Source organism: Pseudomonas marincola (assembly GCF_900116605.1).
Taxonomy (GTDB): Bacteria; Pseudomonadota; Gammaproteobacteria; order Pseudomonadales; family Pseudomonadaceae; genus Aquipseudomonas; species Aquipseudomonas marincola.
Window position 1 is genome coordinate 82943 of record NZ_FPBC01000012.1, and the last position, 18460, is coordinate 101402.

At 58.6% G+C, this 18460-nt stretch carries 17 protein-coding genes; 8 read left to right on the top strand and 9 right to left on the bottom strand.

Annotation, left to right across the window (positions count from 1 at the left end; all coding sequences use genetic code 11):
* Window positions 1-3: 3 nt before the first annotated feature.
* From modA to BM395_RS17815, 8 genes are all read left to right on the top strand, one after another.
* On the top strand, window positions 4-747 hold the full coding sequence (modA, locus tag BM395_RS17780; RefSeq protein ID WP_090514351.1) for a molybdate ABC transporter substrate-binding protein: 744 nt from the start codon (window positions 4-6) through the stop codon (window positions 745-747).
* Between the two features lie 17 nt (window positions 748-764).
* Window positions 765-1445 carry a molybdate ABC transporter permease subunit gene (modB, locus tag BM395_RS17785; protein WP_069902252.1) on the top strand — a complete coding sequence of 227 codons (681 nt, stop codon included), beginning with the start codon at window positions 765-767 and terminating at the stop codon, window positions 1443-1445.
* Window positions 1442-2545, top strand: coding sequence for a molybdenum ABC transporter ATP-binding protein (gene modC, locus BM395_RS17790; RefSeq protein ID WP_090514355.1), 1104 nt, complete (start codon window positions 1442-1444; stop codon window positions 2543-2545). Before modB ends, modC begins: the two co-directional genes overlap by 4 nt.
* A 162-nt stretch (window positions 2546-2707) precedes the next feature.
* Window positions 2708-4678, top strand: coding sequence for a biofilm regulation protein phosphatase SiaA (siaA, locus tag BM395_RS17795; protein ID WP_090514499.1), 1971 nt, complete (start codon window positions 2708-2710; stop codon window positions 4676-4678).
* A 48-nt stretch (window positions 4679-4726) separates the two neighbouring features.
* Window positions 4727-5269 (top strand): biofilm regulation protein kinase SiaB, encoded by a 543-nt coding sequence (gene siaB, locus BM395_RS17800; protein WP_069902250.1) that lies wholly within the window; start codon window positions 4727-4729, stop codon window positions 5267-5269.
* Window positions 5270-5285: 16 nt separating this feature from the next.
* Window positions 5286-5672: a biofilm regulation phosphoprotein SiaC gene (gene siaC / locus BM395_RS17805; RefSeq protein ID WP_069902249.1), complete on the top strand. Its 387-nt coding sequence runs from the start codon at window positions 5286-5288 to the stop codon at window positions 5670-5672.
* 4 nt (window positions 5673-5676) lie between these two features.
* A complete protein-coding gene (gene siaD, locus BM395_RS17810; RefSeq protein WP_204881719.1) occupies window positions 5677-6504 on the top strand; it encodes a biofilm regulation diguanylate cyclase SiaD in 828 nt (275 codons plus the stop codon).
* A gap of 238 nt (window positions 6505-6742) precedes the next feature.
* Window positions 6743-7486: a hypothetical protein gene (locus BM395_RS17815; protein WP_090514358.1), complete on the top strand. Its 744-nt coding sequence runs from the start codon at window positions 6743-6745 to the stop codon at window positions 7484-7486.
* Between the two features lie 37 nt (window positions 7487-7523).
* Here the strand turns inward: BM395_RS17815 and BM395_RS17820 are convergent, their stop codons facing one another.
* The 9 genes from BM395_RS17820 to BM395_RS17865 form a co-directional block, all read right to left on the bottom strand.
* The gene (locus BM395_RS17820; protein WP_090514361.1) at window positions 7524-8036 is read right to left on the bottom strand and encodes an Mpo1 family 2-hydroxy fatty acid dioxygenase; all 513 of its coding nucleotides are present in this window, start codon (window positions 8034-8036) and stop codon (window positions 7524-7526) included.
* Between the two features lie 94 nt (window positions 8037-8130).
* A complete protein-coding gene (locus tag BM395_RS17825; RefSeq protein WP_090514364.1) occupies window positions 8131-9444 on the bottom strand; it encodes an NAD(P)/FAD-dependent oxidoreductase in 1314 nt (437 codons plus the stop codon).
* Between the two features lie 334 nt (window positions 9445-9778).
* Window positions 9779-11143: a glutamine synthetase family protein gene (locus BM395_RS17835; RefSeq protein WP_090514370.1), complete on the bottom strand. Its 1365-nt coding sequence runs from the start codon at window positions 11141-11143 to the stop codon at window positions 9779-9781.
* Window positions 11144-11525: 382 nt separating this feature from the next.
* Window positions 11526-12602, bottom strand: a complete 1077-nt coding sequence (locus BM395_RS17840; protein ID WP_090514373.1) for an FAD-dependent oxidoreductase — start codon at window positions 12600-12602, stop codon at window positions 11526-11528.
* Window positions 12603-12721: 119 nt separating this feature from the next.
* The gene (locus BM395_RS17845; RefSeq protein ID WP_090514376.1) at window positions 12722-13435 is read right to left on the bottom strand and encodes a DUF3047 domain-containing protein; all 714 of its coding nucleotides are present in this window, start codon (window positions 13433-13435) and stop codon (window positions 12722-12724) included.
* Window positions 13435-15576 (bottom strand): FAD-dependent oxidoreductase, encoded by a 2142-nt coding sequence (locus tag BM395_RS17850; protein WP_090514379.1) that lies wholly within the window; start codon window positions 15574-15576, stop codon window positions 13435-13437. Before BM395_RS17850 ends, BM395_RS17845 begins: the two co-directional genes overlap by 1 nt.
* Window positions 15573-16544 carry a hypothetical protein gene (locus tag BM395_RS17855; protein WP_090514382.1) on the bottom strand — a complete coding sequence of 324 codons (972 nt, stop codon included), beginning with the start codon at window positions 16542-16544 and terminating at the stop codon, window positions 15573-15575. Before BM395_RS17855 ends, BM395_RS17850 begins: the two co-directional genes overlap by 4 nt.
* Window positions 16545-16546: 2 nt before the next feature.
* Window positions 16547-17062 (bottom strand): redoxin domain-containing protein, encoded by a 516-nt coding sequence (locus tag BM395_RS17860; protein WP_090514385.1) that lies wholly within the window; start codon window positions 17060-17062, stop codon window positions 16547-16549.
* Window positions 17059-18456, bottom strand: a complete 1398-nt coding sequence (locus BM395_RS17865) for an SLC5/6 family protein (protein WP_069902237.1) — start codon at window positions 18454-18456, stop codon at window positions 17059-17061. Before BM395_RS17865 ends, BM395_RS17860 begins: the two co-directional genes overlap by 4 nt.
* Window positions 18457-18460 lie beyond the last annotated feature (4 nt).

Here is an 18460-nt window from a genome sequence, read left to right on the forward strand (position 1 = left end):
GCAATGCAAAAAACTCTACTCAGCGTTATCGGCCTGCTGCTCTCCGGCACGGCGTTGGCCGACCAGGTTCAGGTTGCAGTCGCAGCCAACTTCACCGCGCCGATGCAAGCCATTGCCGAGCAATTCAGCCAAGACACCGGCCATGAAGTGGTTGCCGCTTACGGCGCTACCGGCCAGTTGTATGCGCAAATCAACAACGGCGCGCCGTTCGAAGTGTTCCTCTCGGCAGATGACAGCACTCCGAAAAGACTTGAAGACGCAGGCGCCACGGTTGCCGGTTCGCGCTTCACTTACGCCACCGGCACGTTGGTGTTGTGGTCGGCCAAAGCCGATCAGGTAGACGCTGCAGGTGATGTACTTACACGCGGCCAGTTCGATCATCTGGCCATCGCCAATCCGCAAACGGCCCCTTACGGTCTTGCTGCCACACAGACCCTGGCCAAACTTGGCTTGAGCGAACAGATGGCAAACAAACTGGTGGTCGGCCAGAGCATCAGCCAAACCCTGCAATTCGTCTCGACCGGCAATGCCGAACTGGGCTTTGTCGCGTTGTCGCAGATTTCCAAAGACGGCAAGCTGACGCAAGGTTCGGCCTGGACAGTACCTGAGTCTTATTACCAGCCCATCAAGCAAGACGCCGTGCTGCTCAACAAAGGCGCTGCCAACCCGGCCGCCAAGGCCTTGCTCGAATACCTCAAAGGCCCGCAAGCCGCCAAGGTAATCAAGGCTTACGGTTATAAAATATGAGCATGAGACGCTAACCCATGCCCCTCGGCAAAGATGACCTCAGCGCGATTCTCCTGACACTGGAGCTGGCCTCGCTGACCACCGTGCTGCTGCTGTTGCTGGGCACGCCAATCGCGTGGTGGTTGGCGCGCACCCGCTCGTGGCTGAAAAAACCAATCGGTGCCATCGTCGCCCTGCCCTTGGTGTTGCCGCCGACGGTCATCGGTTTTTATCTGCTGATCAGCATGGGCCCGAACGGTTTTTTCGGGCAGCTCACCGAGAGCCTTGGCCTTGGAATATTGACCTTCACGTTTAGCGGACTGGTGATTGGCTCGGTGTTTTATTCATTACCCTTTGTCGTGCAACCGCTGCAGAACGCCTTCGAAGCCATCGGCAATGCTCCGCTTGAGGCGGCGGCCACTTTGCGTGCCAGCCCGCGCGACTGTTTTTTCAGCGTGGTCGTACCGCTGGCCCGCCCCGGCTTTATCACCGCAGCGATTCTTGGCTTTGCCCACACCGTTGGCGAGTTTGGTGTGGTGTTGATGATTGGCGGCAATATTCCGGGCAAAACCCAGGTGGTCTCGGTGCAAATCTACAACCACGTCGAGTCGCTGCAATACGCGCAAGCACATTGGCTGGCAGGCGGCATGCTGCTGTTCTCGTTCGTGATATTGCTGGCGCTTTACTCCAGCCGCCGCACACAGCAGGGCTGGCAATGAGTGCGGCAAATGGACAAATAAAGGCGCGCTTCAAGCTGGGTTACAGCGCTTTCAGCCTTGATGTAGACCTTGATCTACCCGGTCAGGGAATTACTGGCCTGTTCGGAGATTCAGGCTCGGGAAAAACCAGCTGCCTGCGCTGTGTTGCCGGGCTTGAACAAGCTGATGAAGGCTTGCTGGTGGTCAACGGAGAATGCTGGCAGGACAGCAGCCGGGGAATATTTCTGCCCACGCACAAACGCCCAATTGGCTATGTCTTTCAAGATGCCAATCTGTTTGCCCACCTGTCTGTCGAGGCCAATCTCCAATACGGTCTCAAACGCATAGCCAAAGCACAGCGCGAAGTGCCGCTGGCGCAAGCCGTCGAGTTGCTGGGTATCGGCCATCTGCTCTCGCGCATGCCGGCCAAGCTTTCCGGTGGTGAGCGCCAGCGCGTGGCAATCGCCCGCGCCCTGCTGACCAGCCCCAAATTATTGCTGATGGATGAACCGCTGGCGGCGCTCGATTTGAAGCGCAAAGCCGAGGTGCTGCCTTATCTCGAACGCTTGCATCTGGAACTGCGCATCCCCATTTTGTATGTCAGCCACGCACCCGATGAGGTCGCCCGGCTGGCTGACCATCTGGTGGTTTTGCAAGACGGGCGCGTTGCAAGCAGCGGGCCGCTCAAGGAGAGCCTGCTCAACGCCAACTTACCCTTTATGCATGACGACGATGCACAGGCGGTTGTCGATGGCGAGGTAAAGCATTACGACAGCGAATACCAGTTGCTGCATATCCAGCTTGAAAACAGCCCGGTCATGCTGCAAATAACTCACGCCCCGCTGGCCTCCGCAAGCGCAGTGAGAGTTAAGCTTAAAGCCCGCGACATCAGCCTCAGCCTGAGCCGTGCCGAGGACAGCAGCGTGTTGAATCTGCTGCCCGCAACAGTTGCAGGCTGGGTCATGCTTGAAGATCAGGCGCAGGTTCTGGTCACCTTGACCATCGGCAGTCAGCAAATTCTTGCGCGCATCACCCGCTACTCGTTCAACCTGCTGGGCATTCAGTTACACCAGCAGGTCTGGGCACAAATCAAGTCGGTTTCCCTGCTCGCCAATCAATAGCGCCTGCCATTGAATGATGTAGTTTGTGACGTGTCTCTCGCTGTGCCGACAATCGGCGGCCCTTAGCCACTGCATAAGTTTGCCTGTATTCCCAAGCAGCGGCACAATGCGGGTCACAGATCCGGCCCGCAGAAGTCGGTTATGAAACAAGGGATGTTGTGCATGGGAGCTCGTTGGGGGTTGCGCAGCAAGTCGGCGGTTGCACTGCTGTTGGCTTGCGTAGTGGCATTAATACCGGCATTACTGTTCGGTTGGGGAGCGATGAAGGATATCCGCGATCATTCTGCGGAAGCCTACGCACGCAATCTGACCCAGCTCAACCGCCAACACATTGCCGCGCCAATCAGCCGCGAACTGGCGCTGTCACAGCGTCTTGCCCATTCGCTGGGCACCCGCCAATGGCTGCAAGATGAAAGCAGCTCACTTAAACGCACGCGTTTTTTTGATGAAGCCGAAGGCTTTCGCAGCGAATTTCTCGACAAGAGTTACTTCGTTGTAGTCGACGCGACGCGCAATTATTACTCAAACACACCCGACAGCCCGGTCAGCCAAATCCGCCGCTACAAGCTGGGGCCGGAAAGTGCCGCCGATGCCTGGTACTTCAAGGCCCGCAACATTTCCGACGATTACCAGTTGCTGGTCTCGCAGAACGAGCGCGATCAGACCCTGCAAGTGCGCTTCAACGTGCTGGTACGTGACGCGCAGAGCAATTTGCTGGGCATGACCGGTAGCGATCTCAACCTGCAACCGTTCATCAAAGCCATTCTCAGCGACCTGGAGCCGGGCGTGGAGCCGATGCTGATCAACAGCAACGGCATTATCCAGGTCAGCAGCGATGCACATCCGGCTTACACGCAGCTGTACGACCTGCTAACCGACGAAACCGACCGCCCGGCACTGCGTAAAGCCATGGCCGAGGCCCAGCGCGAGCCAACGCGAGTGCAAACCCTGCACGCCGAGATTCAGGGCCAGCCGCGCTTGTTGGCGCTCAGCTATATCGAACCACTGCAGTGGTATGTTCTGACATCAGTCAACCTCAACGCTGCCCACCTCATCGACCAACGCTGGTTGTGGTTGCTGATAATCAGCCTGGCCGCGTTGATGTGTGTGCTGCTGCTGGGCTTTGGCTATGCGGTAGAAGGCCTGGTAATTCGCCCGCTGAAAGACCTCCAGCAAAGCGCCAAAGCGATAGCGGGCGGTAATTACGACGCACCGATTACGTCTCAGCGCGAAGATGAAATCGGTGAGCTGTCGAAAGCCTTTGCGAGCATGAGTGATCAGGTGCGTCGCCACACCGGCGAGCTGGAAGGCAAGGTGCTGGAGCGCACTCAGGAACTCGAAAAAGCCAACCGCGAAATGATCGCGGCGCACAAGAAGATCGATGACTCGATTGATTACGCCAGCCTGATTCAGCGCGCTATTCTGCCGGACCGCCAACTCGGTGCTTCACTGGGCGATGAGCACTTTGTGCTGTGGAAGCCGCGCGATATTGTCGGCGGCGACTTCTATGTGTACCGGCAGAATCAGGATGGCTATTTGCTGGGCATTTTCGACTGCGCAGGCCACGGCGTACCCGGCGCGTTGATGACCATGCTTGCGCGCGCCGCAATCGACCACGCAATTGATGTGGCGGGTGAACAGGACCCGGCGGCGATCTTGCGTGAAACCGACCTCGCGCTGCGCGGCATGCTCGGGGATGCCGTGCTGTCACGGGCGCTGGCGACCAATACCGACGCCGGCCTAGTGTGGCTTGACCGCTCGCGCAGCCGATTGCTATTTAGTGGCGCAAAGATTGCTTTATATGCGAGCGACGGCGAAACCGTAGAAGAACTGCATGGCGGTCGTCGGGCGCTTGGCGACAAACGTCAGGGCGAGTATCAGAATCACCAACTGACATTGCATCCGGGCTGGACGTACTACATGTGCACCGACGGCTTTCTCGATCAGGCAGGCGGCGAACAGGGCTTTGGCTTTGGCAACCGGCGCTTTACCGAGATGCTGCGCGAACATGCCCGACTGCCGTTAAAAGAACAATATGCAGTATTCGCCAGCCGGCTGGCTGAGTATCAGGGCGAGCTGCCACAACGCGACGATATTACCGTGCTGTCTTTTCGCTTTGATCCAGAGCAGTGATCGGGTGAGAGGCTTTGAGCCGAATGGCTCACCAACCAAGGGGCTCCTATGGAATCGTTAGACCTGTTAGCAATGCGCGAAGCCTACAACCGGCAGCGCGTCATGCTCTGCTTCAACGGTCCGATCTCGCGCAGCTTGATCGAGGAAATCGGCACTGCATTGCGTAACTATCTGCAAGCCGACCAGGCCAAGCCATCAGCGGCCATGGATGTGTTTGGGGTCTACATCGAAATGACTCAAAACATCAGGCACTATGCCACCCAGCAAGGCTTTAACGAACAGGACGCCTCGGCAACCGTGGCCATCGCCCGTGACGAAGACAACCATTATGTTGTCTCATCCGGCAATCTGGTCATGCTGGAAGATGGGCGCAAGTTGGTGGCGTTCGTCGAAACCCTGGCCAGCATGGACAAAGCCCAACTCAAGGCGGCCTACAAAGAACAACTGCGCAAGCCGCGTACTGAAGGTGCCGCCAGTGGCGCCGGCCTCGGCTTGCTGGACATCGCGCGTAAATCTAGTGCCTGCTTGCGGGCCAGCCTGCACGAGCAAACGGATGGCAAAGCCTTCTTTAGCCTCAGTGCAGTGATCTGACAGGGAGTTGAAGGACATGAACACCAGTGAATTGAACATTCCCAGTACCCAGTCGACCCCAGCGATTCAGGGCGATTGGCAAACTGGCATCTTGGCGATGCAGGGTGATTCCTACCCTGAAAACTCGTTCGAGTTGTTTGATCAGGTCATCCAGTGGGTTGAACGCTATCTCAATGACGAAGCGCGCCCGCTCAAGCTTGAACTGACCTTGCTGTATCTCAACACCAGCTCGATCAAAGCCATGATGGACATTTTCGACCTGCTCGAAGATGCACACCAGCAAGGCCGCAGTGTCAGCGTCAACTGGCACTACGACAACCGCAACGAGCGCGTGGCGGAACTGGCTGAAGAATTCCGCGAAGACTGCACCTTCGACTTCTCCATTCTGGCATTCGAAGAGTAAACCGATGAGCCGCGAACGCGAACTGGACCAAATGATCGAAAAACTGCTGGCTGAACCTGAGTATCAGGGTCATCCGCTGCACGCCGCACTTGAGCGCCTGCACCAGCAGAACATAGAACGCCTCGATCGTCTGGAACGCATCGCGCGGATCTCGGATGGTTACCAGTCGCTGGCACGCGAGCAAAACCTGTCGCTGTCGGAACGTTACCAAAAGCAACTGCGTAAGCTGGAAAAGGTAGCACGCATATCTGACCGCTATCAGCAGATGATGCGCGACCTCAATTTGGCGCTGCAGGAAGCCTCCAACCGTGACCCGCTGACCTCGCTGGCCAACCGGCGCATGCTGATTGAACGCCTCAAGGAAGAAGTGGGCCGTGCGGTAAGGCTCAAGCAACCCTTTGTTCTGGCAATGGTTGATGTTGACCACTTCAAACAGGTTAACGACACCTGGGGCCATGATATCGGCGACCGCATGCTCGAAGAAATCGCCCGGGTTTTACAGGCCGAGATCCGCGCCTATGACCTGTGCGGACGCTGGGGCGGCGAAGAGTTTCTGATTTTGCTGCCAGACACACACTTGTCTGATGTCGCACCCGTTATCGAGCGCGTACGCTGCGGCCTGGAATCCCTCTCCGTGCGCGTCAGCACTGAAACCCTGAGCGTTTCGGCAAGCTTTGGAGTTGCCGAACACCGCCCGGGAGAGAGCTACTCGCAAACCCTCAACCGCGCCGATGCCGCCCTGCTGGACGCCAAACGCGCTGGCCGCAACCGCTGCGTATTCGCCAGCGAACCGGCCGAGCCCGAGCTCAGCCCAATCCGCGCCGCGGACTGAGCAATCCCGCGCCAATCGTGGCCGCCAGGCACAACCGGTAACGCAGTAAAACCACCCACTTTGCACAACAGCTGCGATGAGGTTGGCGTTTTTTGCCGTGCCGATTGCAATAAACTGCCTAAAATCACTCTTTGGAGTAATTCTACCCGCGCGGCCACAAGGTACCCTTGAGGCTGGGTAACGTGTTACACCCGATACATCCGCAATGCTCACAAAAATAATAAGGAGCACCCCCGGAATGCGCTTAACCTCGTTTTACCGAAAGCTATTGATAGCAATTGTCGGCTTCATCGCCTGGCTGCCCCCGCAAACATTTGCCGCTGAGATCATTCCCCAGGAGCAAATACAGATCTACGCCTCTCGGGCCACCAGCAGCTTGCTTCTGCTGCGTGGAGAAGGCTTTCAGGAAGTACACAAACAACGCCTTGATAGCGACCTCGCCGCGCTGGCAGCAGCCATGAGTCAGGTCGAGCAACCCAGTGCTGAACTCACAGCCAGCCATGCAGCGCTGGTGACGCAGCTGCAAAATGGCGTGAGCTACGGGCCGGGCGACGAAAACGTTCCGTGGCGCTACCCGGAAGACCTGAGCAAATCGCTGCGCGAGTTTCTGCACGCCGCGCGCCAGCAGCCAAGCGAGGCGCACAGCGAACTCCCGGCAAAGATCGAATACCTCAGCGTGCAATACCTGAGCCGCTCGTACATGGGAACCTTCGAGATCGCGCGCGAGCAACCGGACACCTACCTCGGCCAGGATGAACGCCAACTGGTGCCGGATATCGACCAGGAATTGGCCAAGCTGGCCAAGACCGACACACCTGCTGCGCTGAAACTGCACGCGCGCTGGGAGTATTTGAAAGCGGCGTTGACTGATATGAACAGCAAGAGCAACACCTTGCAAAGCGTCTCTGGCCGACCTTTCGCGCCGATCACCGTAGATCGTCACAGCCGTGTTCTCACGCAAAACTGGATGGCCATGCAGTAAAACTGTGCGGGCCGGTTGGCGCCGGCCCGCGGCTTGATCAGGCTTTACGAATGCAGGTCGGCCCGGCGCTGGCAACCACCGAGCGCTCAAGATCCTTGCGCAGCCCCAGCAGGAACGCGGCTTCGGCCACGACAAACAGCGGGCCAACTGCCAAGCCCATGATGTCGTCGACAAAGGCCGGTTTACGCCCCTCAAAGTAATGCCCGACAAATTGAATCACCCAGCCGACCACGAACAAACCCAGCCCCCAACCCAACCACTGCGCAGTGGATTGTTGCGCCAGTGCCGCGCCCGTATACACGCAAAGGCCGAGCAGCAAGGTCATTAAAACACCCAGCGCAATATCCAGCCGCAAGTAGAACAGGCTTGCCGCACAGGCGACGACCAGCGCAGGCGAATACCACAATCCCGCCCACTCAAAGCCGGGGCGCGAAAGCACAATAGCCACGGCCAGAACGATCAGTGGAATACCAATAAAGTGGCTGATGATGTTACGACGATCACGGTGATAAGCCGCGTATTGGGCGAGGTGTTGTTCGAGCGTTTTCATGGCAAAAAACCTGCTGCATTATTATTAGAGGTGCACGATCGCACACCTCCAAATAAACCACCTACGCGGATGGATTGCAGCAGATTTCGCAGTTTTAGCGCAGTTTTTCCAGCATTTGGTAGTACCACATGCCGACCGCGAGCATTGGGTTGCCGAACACATCGCCCATTGGCACTTTGATGTGCGAGCAACCGGCGAAGGTATCGAAATTCTCCAGCGTGCCAGTCAGGGCGTTAGCCATGATTTCACCCATGATATGGGTGGTCGCAATACCGTGGCCCGAGTAACCCTGACAGAACCAGACGTTATCCGAGAGCTTGCCCAATTGCGGGATACGGTTGATCACGATGCCCATCGCGCAGCTCCACTGGAAGTCGATGGCAACCCCCTTGAGCTGTGGAAAAGTGGCCTCAATGCCGGGGCGCAGTTCGGCCGCGATATCGCGAGAATCACGCCCCGAATAGTTAGCGCCACCGCCGAACAGCAAGCGCTTGTCGGCCGTTAGCCGGTAGTAGTCGAGGACGAAACGGCAATCGTAAACCGCCAGATCATGCGGGTTGATCTGATCAGCCAGCTCGCCCAGTGGCGCGGTGGTAACAATGCCGCCCATGGCCGGGAAAATCATGCCCTTGAGCTTCTTCTTTTCCAGCTTGTGGTACACATCGCCCGCCAACAGCACCTGCTTGGCCTCAATCCGACCTTGCGCCGTGATGACCGCCGGGTTAGCACCATGAACAATTTCCAGCACCTCGGAGTGCTCGAAAATCAACGCACCCAGGCTCTCTGCCGCCTTGGCTTCACCGATGCACAGATTAAGCGGGTGCAGGTGCATGTTGCGGGTGTTCTTGATCGCGCCCTGATACAGGTCGGTTTGCAACTGGCCGCGGACACCTTCGCGGTCAAGCAGGGTCACATCGGCGCCCATACCGCGACGCACCGCTTCTTCGTAATCGGCCTGCAAATCCGTCATATGGCTCGGTTTGAAAGCAGCATGCAGATGGCCGTGCTTGAGATCGCAATTGATCGAATACTTCTCGACCCGCTGCTTGATGATCTCATGGCCGCGCCAGCGCAGATTCCAGACAAAATCATCAACCTCATCGCCCAGCTTCTTGCGCATCTGCTTACGCATTGCACCGTCACCTGAAAGGCTGCCCGTCACCTGCCCGCCATTACGCCCGGTCGCGCCCCAGCCAATTTTATTAGCCTCGACAATCGCCACCTTGAGCCCGCGCTCAGCCAACTCGACAGCACTGGCAACACCGGTAAAACCACCGCCAATAATCACCACATCAACACTGACCTGACCCTGCAGCGTCGGATAATCAGTCTCCTGATTAAGCGTCGCGGTGTAATACGACTTACAGCGCTCCGCCGCCGGAATCACGCCATTAACTTGAGCATTCATAAAAACCCCTCACAAAAAATTCAGCCAGCACTCAGGCCCAGCCTCAAAACTCTCAAAAAAATCCCGCCGAAGCCCAAAAGCCACCCAAACGCCCTCGCTCTTACCCTTGCTCCCGCCCTTGCCCTTACCCCCGCTTCCGCTTTCGCTCTCGCCTTTGCTCTCGCCCCCAACCACGATTCCCGCTGGAGCCTCTGAAAACGTAGCGAGCGACGGGAGTGCAAGGCAAAAACGGACTTTGAAGCGGAGTTTACAAACGTAAATGAGCATTCAAAGTCCGTTTTTAACGCCGCAATCCCTAAGCGCAGTAGTTTTCAGTGTCTCCACACCCACCCGGTTAGGTGGTGGTTAGATACCACCGCCAGTCTTGCTCGCTGACCTCGGCCGCAAACTGGCGATACTCCTCACGCTTAACCGCCAAATAAACCCGCAAAAACTCAGCCCCGAATGCATCCCGCGCCCAACTCGACTGCTCCAGTGCACGCAGCGACGCCAGCCAATCAGTTGGCAACTTTTCACCGGCCTGTGCATAACCATTGCCGGTGACCGGTTCGCCCGGATCTATCGACTCGCGAATACCGCGATGCATGGCCGCCAGAATCGCAGCCGCCGCCAGATACGGGTTGGCATCGGCGCCGCAAATACGGTGTTCGATGTGGCGTGTATTGGCCGGGCCGCCGGGTACGCGCAAACTCACGGTACGGTTATCCACACCCCAGGTTGGCGCCAGCGGTGCATAACTGTTGGCCTGAAAGCGTCGGTAAGAGTTGGCGTTGGGGCAAAAGAACAGCAGCGTGTCGAGCAGCGAAGCAAGCATGCCGCCAACGGTTTCGCGCAGCAGCGGTGTGCCGGCCGGATCTTCACTGGCGAACAGGTTATTACCCTGCGCGTCGGCCAGGCTCACATGCATATGCATGCCGGTGCCCGCCATCTTGCCGTAGGGCTTGGCCATAAAGCAGGCCTGCATGCCGTGCTTGGTCGCAACGCCTTTGACCAGACGTTTGTAGCGCACGGCCTGATCCATCGCCTCCAGCGCATCACCGTGTTCGAGGGTGATTTCAACCTGTCCCGGTGCATATTCAGAAATCGCCGTGCGCGCCGGAATGCCCTGCTCGCGGCAGCCTGCATAAAGATCTGCCAGAAACGGTTCAATCTGCTCCAGCTCGTGCAAACCATAAACTTGGGTGGTACGAGGACGCTCGCCGTTGCGGTCCAGTGCGGGCTGCGGGTGGCCGTTGCTGTCGCGTTTCTGATCGAGCAGATAAAACTCCAGCTCGCAGGCCATGACCGGATAGTAGCCATCGGCTTTGAGCTGATCGATTATCTTGACCAGCAAGTGGCGGGGGTCGGCGACGGTTGCCGGCATACCTTCTTGCGGGTGCATGCAGACCTGCACTGCCGCCGTGGGAATCTGCCGCCACGGCATGCGCTGCAAACTCCCGGATAACGGGTAGGCGCGGCAGTCGATATCACCCACATCCCAGACCAGCCCGGTGCCTTCAACATCCTCACCATTGATGCTCAGGCCCAGAATGGTGCTCGGCAGCGGTCGGCCACCGGCGTATACCGCGAGCAATTCATCGCGGTGCAACAGCTTGCCGCGCGGGACGCCGTTGGCATCGAGGATGAACAGCTCGAACATTTCAATATCGGGATTACTGGCGAGAAACGCCTGGGCTTCTGCGATGGGCGCAAAGTGCATGTGACTCTCTTTATTATCAGAATAATGGGTACAGGCATCACCCAGCCGCTCTTTGGGAGTGACGGGTAGCCAAAACAGGGGCAATTAGCGCCAGGTCGCGAGCGCAACCGGGCTAAGACTAGGCGCTGAGAGAGTCTGGTGGGCGCGCATGGCGGCAATGCCAAAGCGCCCAGAATGCGAGGATTTGCGGCAGCAGCGGATTAACCCGGTCGGCAACCAGACAGCTCCACGCGCACAAGGGCGAGGGAAATGGCTGCACGCGGTAAAAATCTGCAATCGAGTTCATGGCCATCAGGCTCGCACAGGCAGATACGCAAGTTAAATAGAAGTTACTGCACGTTTAGTTAGCTTAAGACTAAACAATATCGCACAGGCCTAACTTTCAGCCCTGCCACTGGTGACGCCGGATAAAACCGTAATCGAGATAATCCTTCCAGCGCCCGAATATTTGTCCACCGGCACTCCAGTTGCGCCAGCCGAGCAGCGCGCCGCCATCGCCTGTGGCCAGCAAGGCCAAGCTCTGCCGTTGCGGCCGGTAACGACGCAACGGCGTGCCGTGAAGCACCGCCGCCAGATTATTCGCCAGTACCGGGCCCTGACGCACGGCATAAACGCCGCTGCGCATAGCGCCGGGCAGCGCAGAACAATCACCGACGGCAAACACATGTGGGTGCGAGAAACTTTGCAGCGTTGGCGCGATGTTGACGAAGCCACGCGCATCACATTCCAGCCCACTCTGCGCCAGCCACGGCAATGCCGCCGCGCCGCTGGCCAACAACACTCTGGCGCCCTGCCAAACCGCTTGCTGCTCACTGAATAACTGATCGTTTTCGATATGGCTGATCGGGCAATATTCGCGCACATTAACCCGTCGTTGACGCAGGTGGCCGAGCGCGCGCAAGTGCAGGCCAGCGTTGTAGCCACTGAGCAAGCGCCCGGAGCAAAACAGTGCAAGATGCGGCACGTGGCGGGACATGGCCAGCGCCAGCTCCACACCGGCCGCGCCGCCGCCAATGATCGCCGTTGGCGCGGGGTCGTTTTTCCAGCGCTGCCAGCCTTGCAGAAACGACTCGAAGGGTTTGACCGCAAGGCACTCGATTGCAGTGCCCGATTGCGTGGGCTGACTCAGCGCGCCACCAACATTCAGCGACAACCATTTGCCCTGCAAGCAGGCGCCGCTGGCGAGTTGTACCTGACGCGTATCCGCTTGCAGCGCCGCGACTTGATCGACGATCAACTCGACTTTGGCGCCCCGACACAGTGGCGCCAGCTCAACCCGGCAATCATCTGCTGCATGCTGGCCGCTAATCAGGCCGGGCAACATCCCCGAATACCAGGCGTGGTGACCAACGCTGACCAGCGCAATACGCCCCTGCGGCCGCTCAAACATGGCCCAGCGGCGGAGTACGCCAAGGTGCGCATGACCAGCGCCAAGCAGTATCAGATCGTATTGCGTCATGAAAGCATTCCATCGCGTTGCTCAAACGCCAGGCGTTTCAGCGTTTGAATATCCGGGCACAGGGGTTAGACACGTTTACTGCGCTTTACGCGGCCGAGCATAGCTGATGCCGCGCAGTCTCAGGGCGCCGAGTTTTGCAGCACTGGTTTGGCAAAATAGCTCACCAGCGACTCGCCGGTATTATCGCTGTCTGCGGCAAATACAACGCCGAGAATTTTGCTAGGCGCCGAGCCAAAAGCGGCAATTGCGTCGGCGCGCAGATCGCGCTGCTCCTCTTGCCACTGCTGCACCGCAGTTTCAGGCCCGCGCAGCACGCGCATCTCAACTTGCTCGGTATACGCACTGCGCGCATGAGTGCCCGGTTTTTCGCGGTTATCCCAAACGTAGCTGAGTGTCGCAACTGGCAAGTTGGAATCGTAAAAGGTCCGCGCCAGACGAATCTTCTGCCGTGTCAGAAACGGCAAGGTATCGAGCGGATAGTCCAGCAGCACGTAAACCCGCGCCGCGTAATCATCGCCCTCGCGGGTGGCAAATCGCGCAGCCTTGAGGGTTTTATCAATACGCCATTGCCAGCTCAGCTGCCAGGCTTTATCGCCGGGTAAATCCAACGGAAATAACAGCCCGCCAGCGGCCGAGTCGGCGCGAATCTGCAAGGCATTGCGCCCGTCGATATCAACTACAGAACGCTGCGGCGGTTGCAGTTTGGGAATATCGGCAACGCGCCACGGCGTCGTCCAGCTGCTCTCGCCGGCACTTCCCGCCCACGGTGTAATCATGTTCTGTGCCTGCGCCAATGGCGCCAGAAGCAACAGCGACAAGAGCAGCTTTTGCATTAACTTCTCCGCCAAGTATGAAACCGTTCAACCCAACGCAACACGCCTTGCGGCGCATGCGCACGCTTCCACTCACCAGCAGCGTATTTATTCGCCTCGCTCATGGTCGGATACGTGTGAGTGGTGCCAAGAATCTTGTTCATGCCCAGATTGTGCTTCATCGCCAACACATACTCGGCAAGCAACTCACCGGCATGTTCGCCGGCAATGCACACACCGAGAATGCGATCTTTACCGGGCTCGGTAAGCACTTTGACATAGCCATGCGCGGCCTCGTCGGCGATGGCCCGGTCAAGGTCGTCGATGCCGTAACGCGTCACTTCAAATTCGATACCTTGCTGGCGGGCTTCGTTCTCAGACAAACCAACCCGGGCGATTTCAGGCGAGGTAAAGGTGCAATACGGGATAACGCGATAATCGACCTTGAAGCGCTTGAAGCCGCTGAACAAGGAGTTCACCGCCGCATACCAGGCCTGATGCGCCGCGACATGGGTGAACTGATACGGCCCGGTTACATCGCCAACCGCATACACGTTGGGAAAGCGTGTGGCCATGTATTCGTCGGTTTCCAGCGTGCCATTCTTGCGCACCACCAGATCGAGATCTTCGGCTCCATAACCCGTGACATTGGCCACCCGGCCCAGCGCCAACAGCAGGCAGTCGAAGGCAATTATCACCTCTTCGCCGGTGTCCTGATGCCGGGCGATCATGCGCTGCTCGCCATCCACGCACTCGAAACGCTCGGCCTTGTGGCGCAGGCGCAAGTCGACGCCATCTGCACGCATGCTGGCCATCAACAATTCACTGGCATCGATGTCTTCGCGTGGCAGCAAGCGCTCATCCAGCTCAACCTGAATCACCTGACTGCCGAGACGCTGAAAGGCTTGCGCCAGCTCACAGCCGATCGGCCCGCCGCCCAGCACCAGCATCCAGCGCGGCTGCTCACGCAGGCTCCAGATGGTATCCGAGGTGTAAGCACGGACCTGATCGAGACCGGGAATGTTCGGCACCAGCGGGCGAGCGCCCGCCGCAATGATCAGGCTACGGCTGCTGATGGTTTTGCCGTTGACTTCAACTGTCCACGGCGAGGTGATTTTTGCCTCGCCGGTGATCACCTCAACGCCGAGGCCGTTGTAACGCTCGACCGAGTCGTGTGGTTCGATGTCTGTAATCACGCGCTGCACGCGCTCCATCACGGCGGCAAAATCCACCCGCCCGCTGACGTCACTGAAACCCAGCGCAGCGCCCTTGTTCAGCTCATTGGCCAACTTGGCCGAACGCAACAACGCCTTGGACGGCACGCAGCCGGTATTCAGGCAATCGCCGCCCATCTTGTGCTTCTCGATCAGGCTGACCTTGGCCTTTACCGCCGCGCCAATATACGCGCTGACCAAACCGCCCGAGCCTGCGCCGATTACCAGCAGGTTGCGCTCAAAGGTGTCCGGCCGCGCCCAACCCGAATACACACGACGCGCCTTGATCATGCTGAGCAATTTGCGCGCAATCAGCGGAAAGATGCCCAGCAGCACAAATGCGCCCAGTACGTCGGGCGAGAGAATACCGCTTAGCGAATCGAGCTGGCCCAGTTCGCGGCCCGCATTCACATAAACCAAGGTGCCGGGCACTATCCCGAGCTGGCTAACCCACCAGAATGTGCGCGTTGGCAGACGCGTCAGGCCCATTGCCAGATTGATCAGGAAGAAGGGAAAAATCGGCACCAGACGCAGGGCAAACAGGTAGAACGCGCCTTCTCGCTCAATGCCCTGATCGATACTCGCAAGGCGTTTGCCGAATCGGGATTGCACCCAGTCACGCAACAGAAAGCGACTGCTGAGCATGGCCAGTGTGGCGCCCAGCACTGACGCAAATGAAACCAGCACAAAGCCTTCAAGCAAGCCGAACAGCGCGCCGCCGAGCAGGGTCATCAAGGCTGCGCCCGGTAACGACAAGGCGGTAACAGCTACGTACGCCGCAAAAAATACACCGGCCGCCAACAATGGCTCAGCGCTGACCTGTGCATTCAGCGCTGCTTGTTGGGCCTTGATGGCGTCGAGGCTCAGATACTGGCCCAGATCGAAAACGAAGAAACTGCCAATAAGCGCCAGAATCACACCCATCAGAACTAATTTACGGCTATTCATGATTCCAGCGCCTCCAGTGCGCATAGGGTCTGGCACAGGCTGAAGCCTGCCAGCAGCGCGGACTGAGGAGTATCTTCAGTCGCGCCAAGTACTCGTGCTCGGTAAGACAACGCGCCCGGGCTTGCGTGCGGCCATTGCCGATCGAAATCGGCCAGAAATGCGCCATGGTCGTAATTCAGTGCCAACGCCTCGATATACAAGCCGTCACGCTCGGCCCGGTACAACGCCGCCGGATGTGGATGCGTGGCAATGCGGCTGATCACGCCGTAGCGGCCATTATTGAAATTGGGCAAGCCACTGGCGCCGTTATTGATCAACGCGCCGTGTTGCAGGTTGAGCGCCACCGCCGAGCAGGTGTGACTGGTCGCCAGCACCTCTATGTTGTGCGTCTCGAACCACTGATCAAGCTGCTCTCTGCGCGCCTCGCTGGCCAATGCGTCACGCGAGCAACTCCAGCCTGCCAGCGACTGCTCATCGCCATGACTGATCGCCACGCGGCGACCGCCCACCGTCACCAGCGCAGTTGCGGGGCGCGCCGCCAATCTGGCCGCCATGCCGCTGATGCCCTGCACGGTGTTGTTGAGTTCGGCCTGAATCGCATTCGAGCGGCTCACCACGGCGTCGTCCACACTGGCCGGATAAGCGCAGCCACAACCTGCACCACTGGCAGAGTCGCGGCCCAACTCAGTTTCGACATTGCCGCGCAGGGCGATATGCGCCTGCAGGCCCTGCTCGATGGCCATGAATATCTCGGGATCGCGATCAAACCAATGTGCATCGCCATTGAACGCAACCCGCGCTGCTGGCTCGGCTTGCAGACGCTTTTGTAACGCGGCCAACGCCTGACGATTGCCATACAGCCCGCCAACCACGTACAACACATCAGTCGCAAGGTTGGCGGAGCTGCTGAATACCTGCGGCGGCAGGCGATAGTCCAACGGGCAATCACGCCCCGCACGCAGGTTCATGCTCAGGCTTCTCCGCGCGCCGGGTAGTTGTTGTTGATGACGTATTCGATGGCACCGAGAATCTCGTCGAAATGCGGCCGCGCAAACGGCATGGTGTTCACCGCCGACATATACAAGGTGCCGTCTGGGCGCACCAGAAAGACTCCCGGCTCGCCAAACAACGCCGGCTCTTTTTCGCCCTTGCCGGTCGAGACAAACAAGCCCCAGTTACGCGCCTCTTCAATGCTCACGCCATACCCCAGCGGCACGTTGCCGATAGCCCAGGTTTGTTGAGTTTTTTCCGCACGCTCATGGCTGTCGGTAGACAACGCCAGCACGGTCACACCCAACGCGTTGAAACGCTCGATCAGCCCATTGAGTTCCTGCAAGGATTTACGGCACAGCGGGCAGTGCAGGCCGCGATAAAACACCAACAGGGTGAAGTGTGCGGGGGCCGGAGAATTCAGCTGCCACTGGCCCTCGGGCATCAGCGAGACATTGAGTTCAGGCACAGGTTGACGCGGGATCAGAGTAGTCATGAAAGCATCCTTGATTGAGTGGAAGGTGCGCACCAGCCGGCGATCACATAGCCCAGCGTGCAAAGGATTAATCCGTACAGATTGACGCCCAGTAACAGCGCGTACTTACCATCGCCAATCGCCCAGCTTTGCGGCACCCAGCCCAGACTCAGGCCCACACCTAAAACGATGCCGCACCAGAAACTCAGGTGAAAACCAAGGCGCGTCGGTTTAACCCAACCATGCAACAAGAACACAGGCGCCAAACCAATCACCATAGTGCCACTGATCGTGGTGGCCTTGAGAATGTCGGTGCCCGCGATCATCGGCAGATTGCCCAACACGGCAAATACCATCATTACGGCCATGCCGACGCCGATGGCTTTCTGACCGAGATCGCGGCCTGCCATTTGCGGCAATTCACGACCCACCAGCTTGGCCAGGCTGGAAAAGGTCGAGTCGAGGGTCGAGCCCGCCGCCGACACCATCACCACGGTCATGACCATCAAGGCGCCCACACCGAGGGTTTTCGCCAATGCCGCCGGCACGTTATCGGAGGCTGGCAAACCGGTGAGCTGTGCATGCACGCCGATCAGACTGAACGCCAGAATTGCGAAGAAACCCAACACGCCGGCAATCAGGAACGAGCGGCGCATGGTTTTCTCTTCGCTGATAAAACCGCGGTCGGTCAGCACCGGGTCGTGAAAGCCATAGCTGAATATCTGCAAGCCCGCGACCAGCAGCAGGTCGACGCCGCTGTCGAGCGCCCAGTGGCTGGTGCTCGCCAACTCGCGCGGGGTATGCGCAGGCAGCACCAGCCCGAGCACCCAGATCAGTGCGACAACAAAAATAGCCGCTTGCGCTGCGTCGGTGAGGATCGAGCTGCGCAACCCGCCACGCAGGCTGTAAGCAAGCGTGACGGCGGTGAACAGCAAGGCCGCCACGATGAACTCGGTACTGCCGGAGTCGCCGTAATAGCCGCCGACCACCGCCGTGTTGCTCCAGACCTCATTGAACAGACGAATCAGAATCGCCGCCGAGAAGGCCAGCGCCGCACCACGCCCGTAGTTGCTGCTGAGAAAACTCACCAGACCGGTCGCTGCAAAGCGCCGCCGCAGGCGATAAATGACAAATCCGGCCAGCGGAATCGACAGCCAGTAAGTGGCGTACGCCAGACCGCCTATCAGGCCGTAACTGGCACCCAGATTGGCCGCATTGGTGACCGATTTGGCAAAGATCCAGCTGATGAAAATGCTCGACGTCAGTAACCACGGCGCCGCACTGCGACCCTGATTGTCCTCACCGTTGAAGAAGCCGCCGACGGTCACCGCACGTGGCGACAACACGATCATCAGCACGCCGTAGACCAATAGAAAGCCCCAGAAAAACAGCCCAATAGCCGAGTTGGGTTGCATAGCG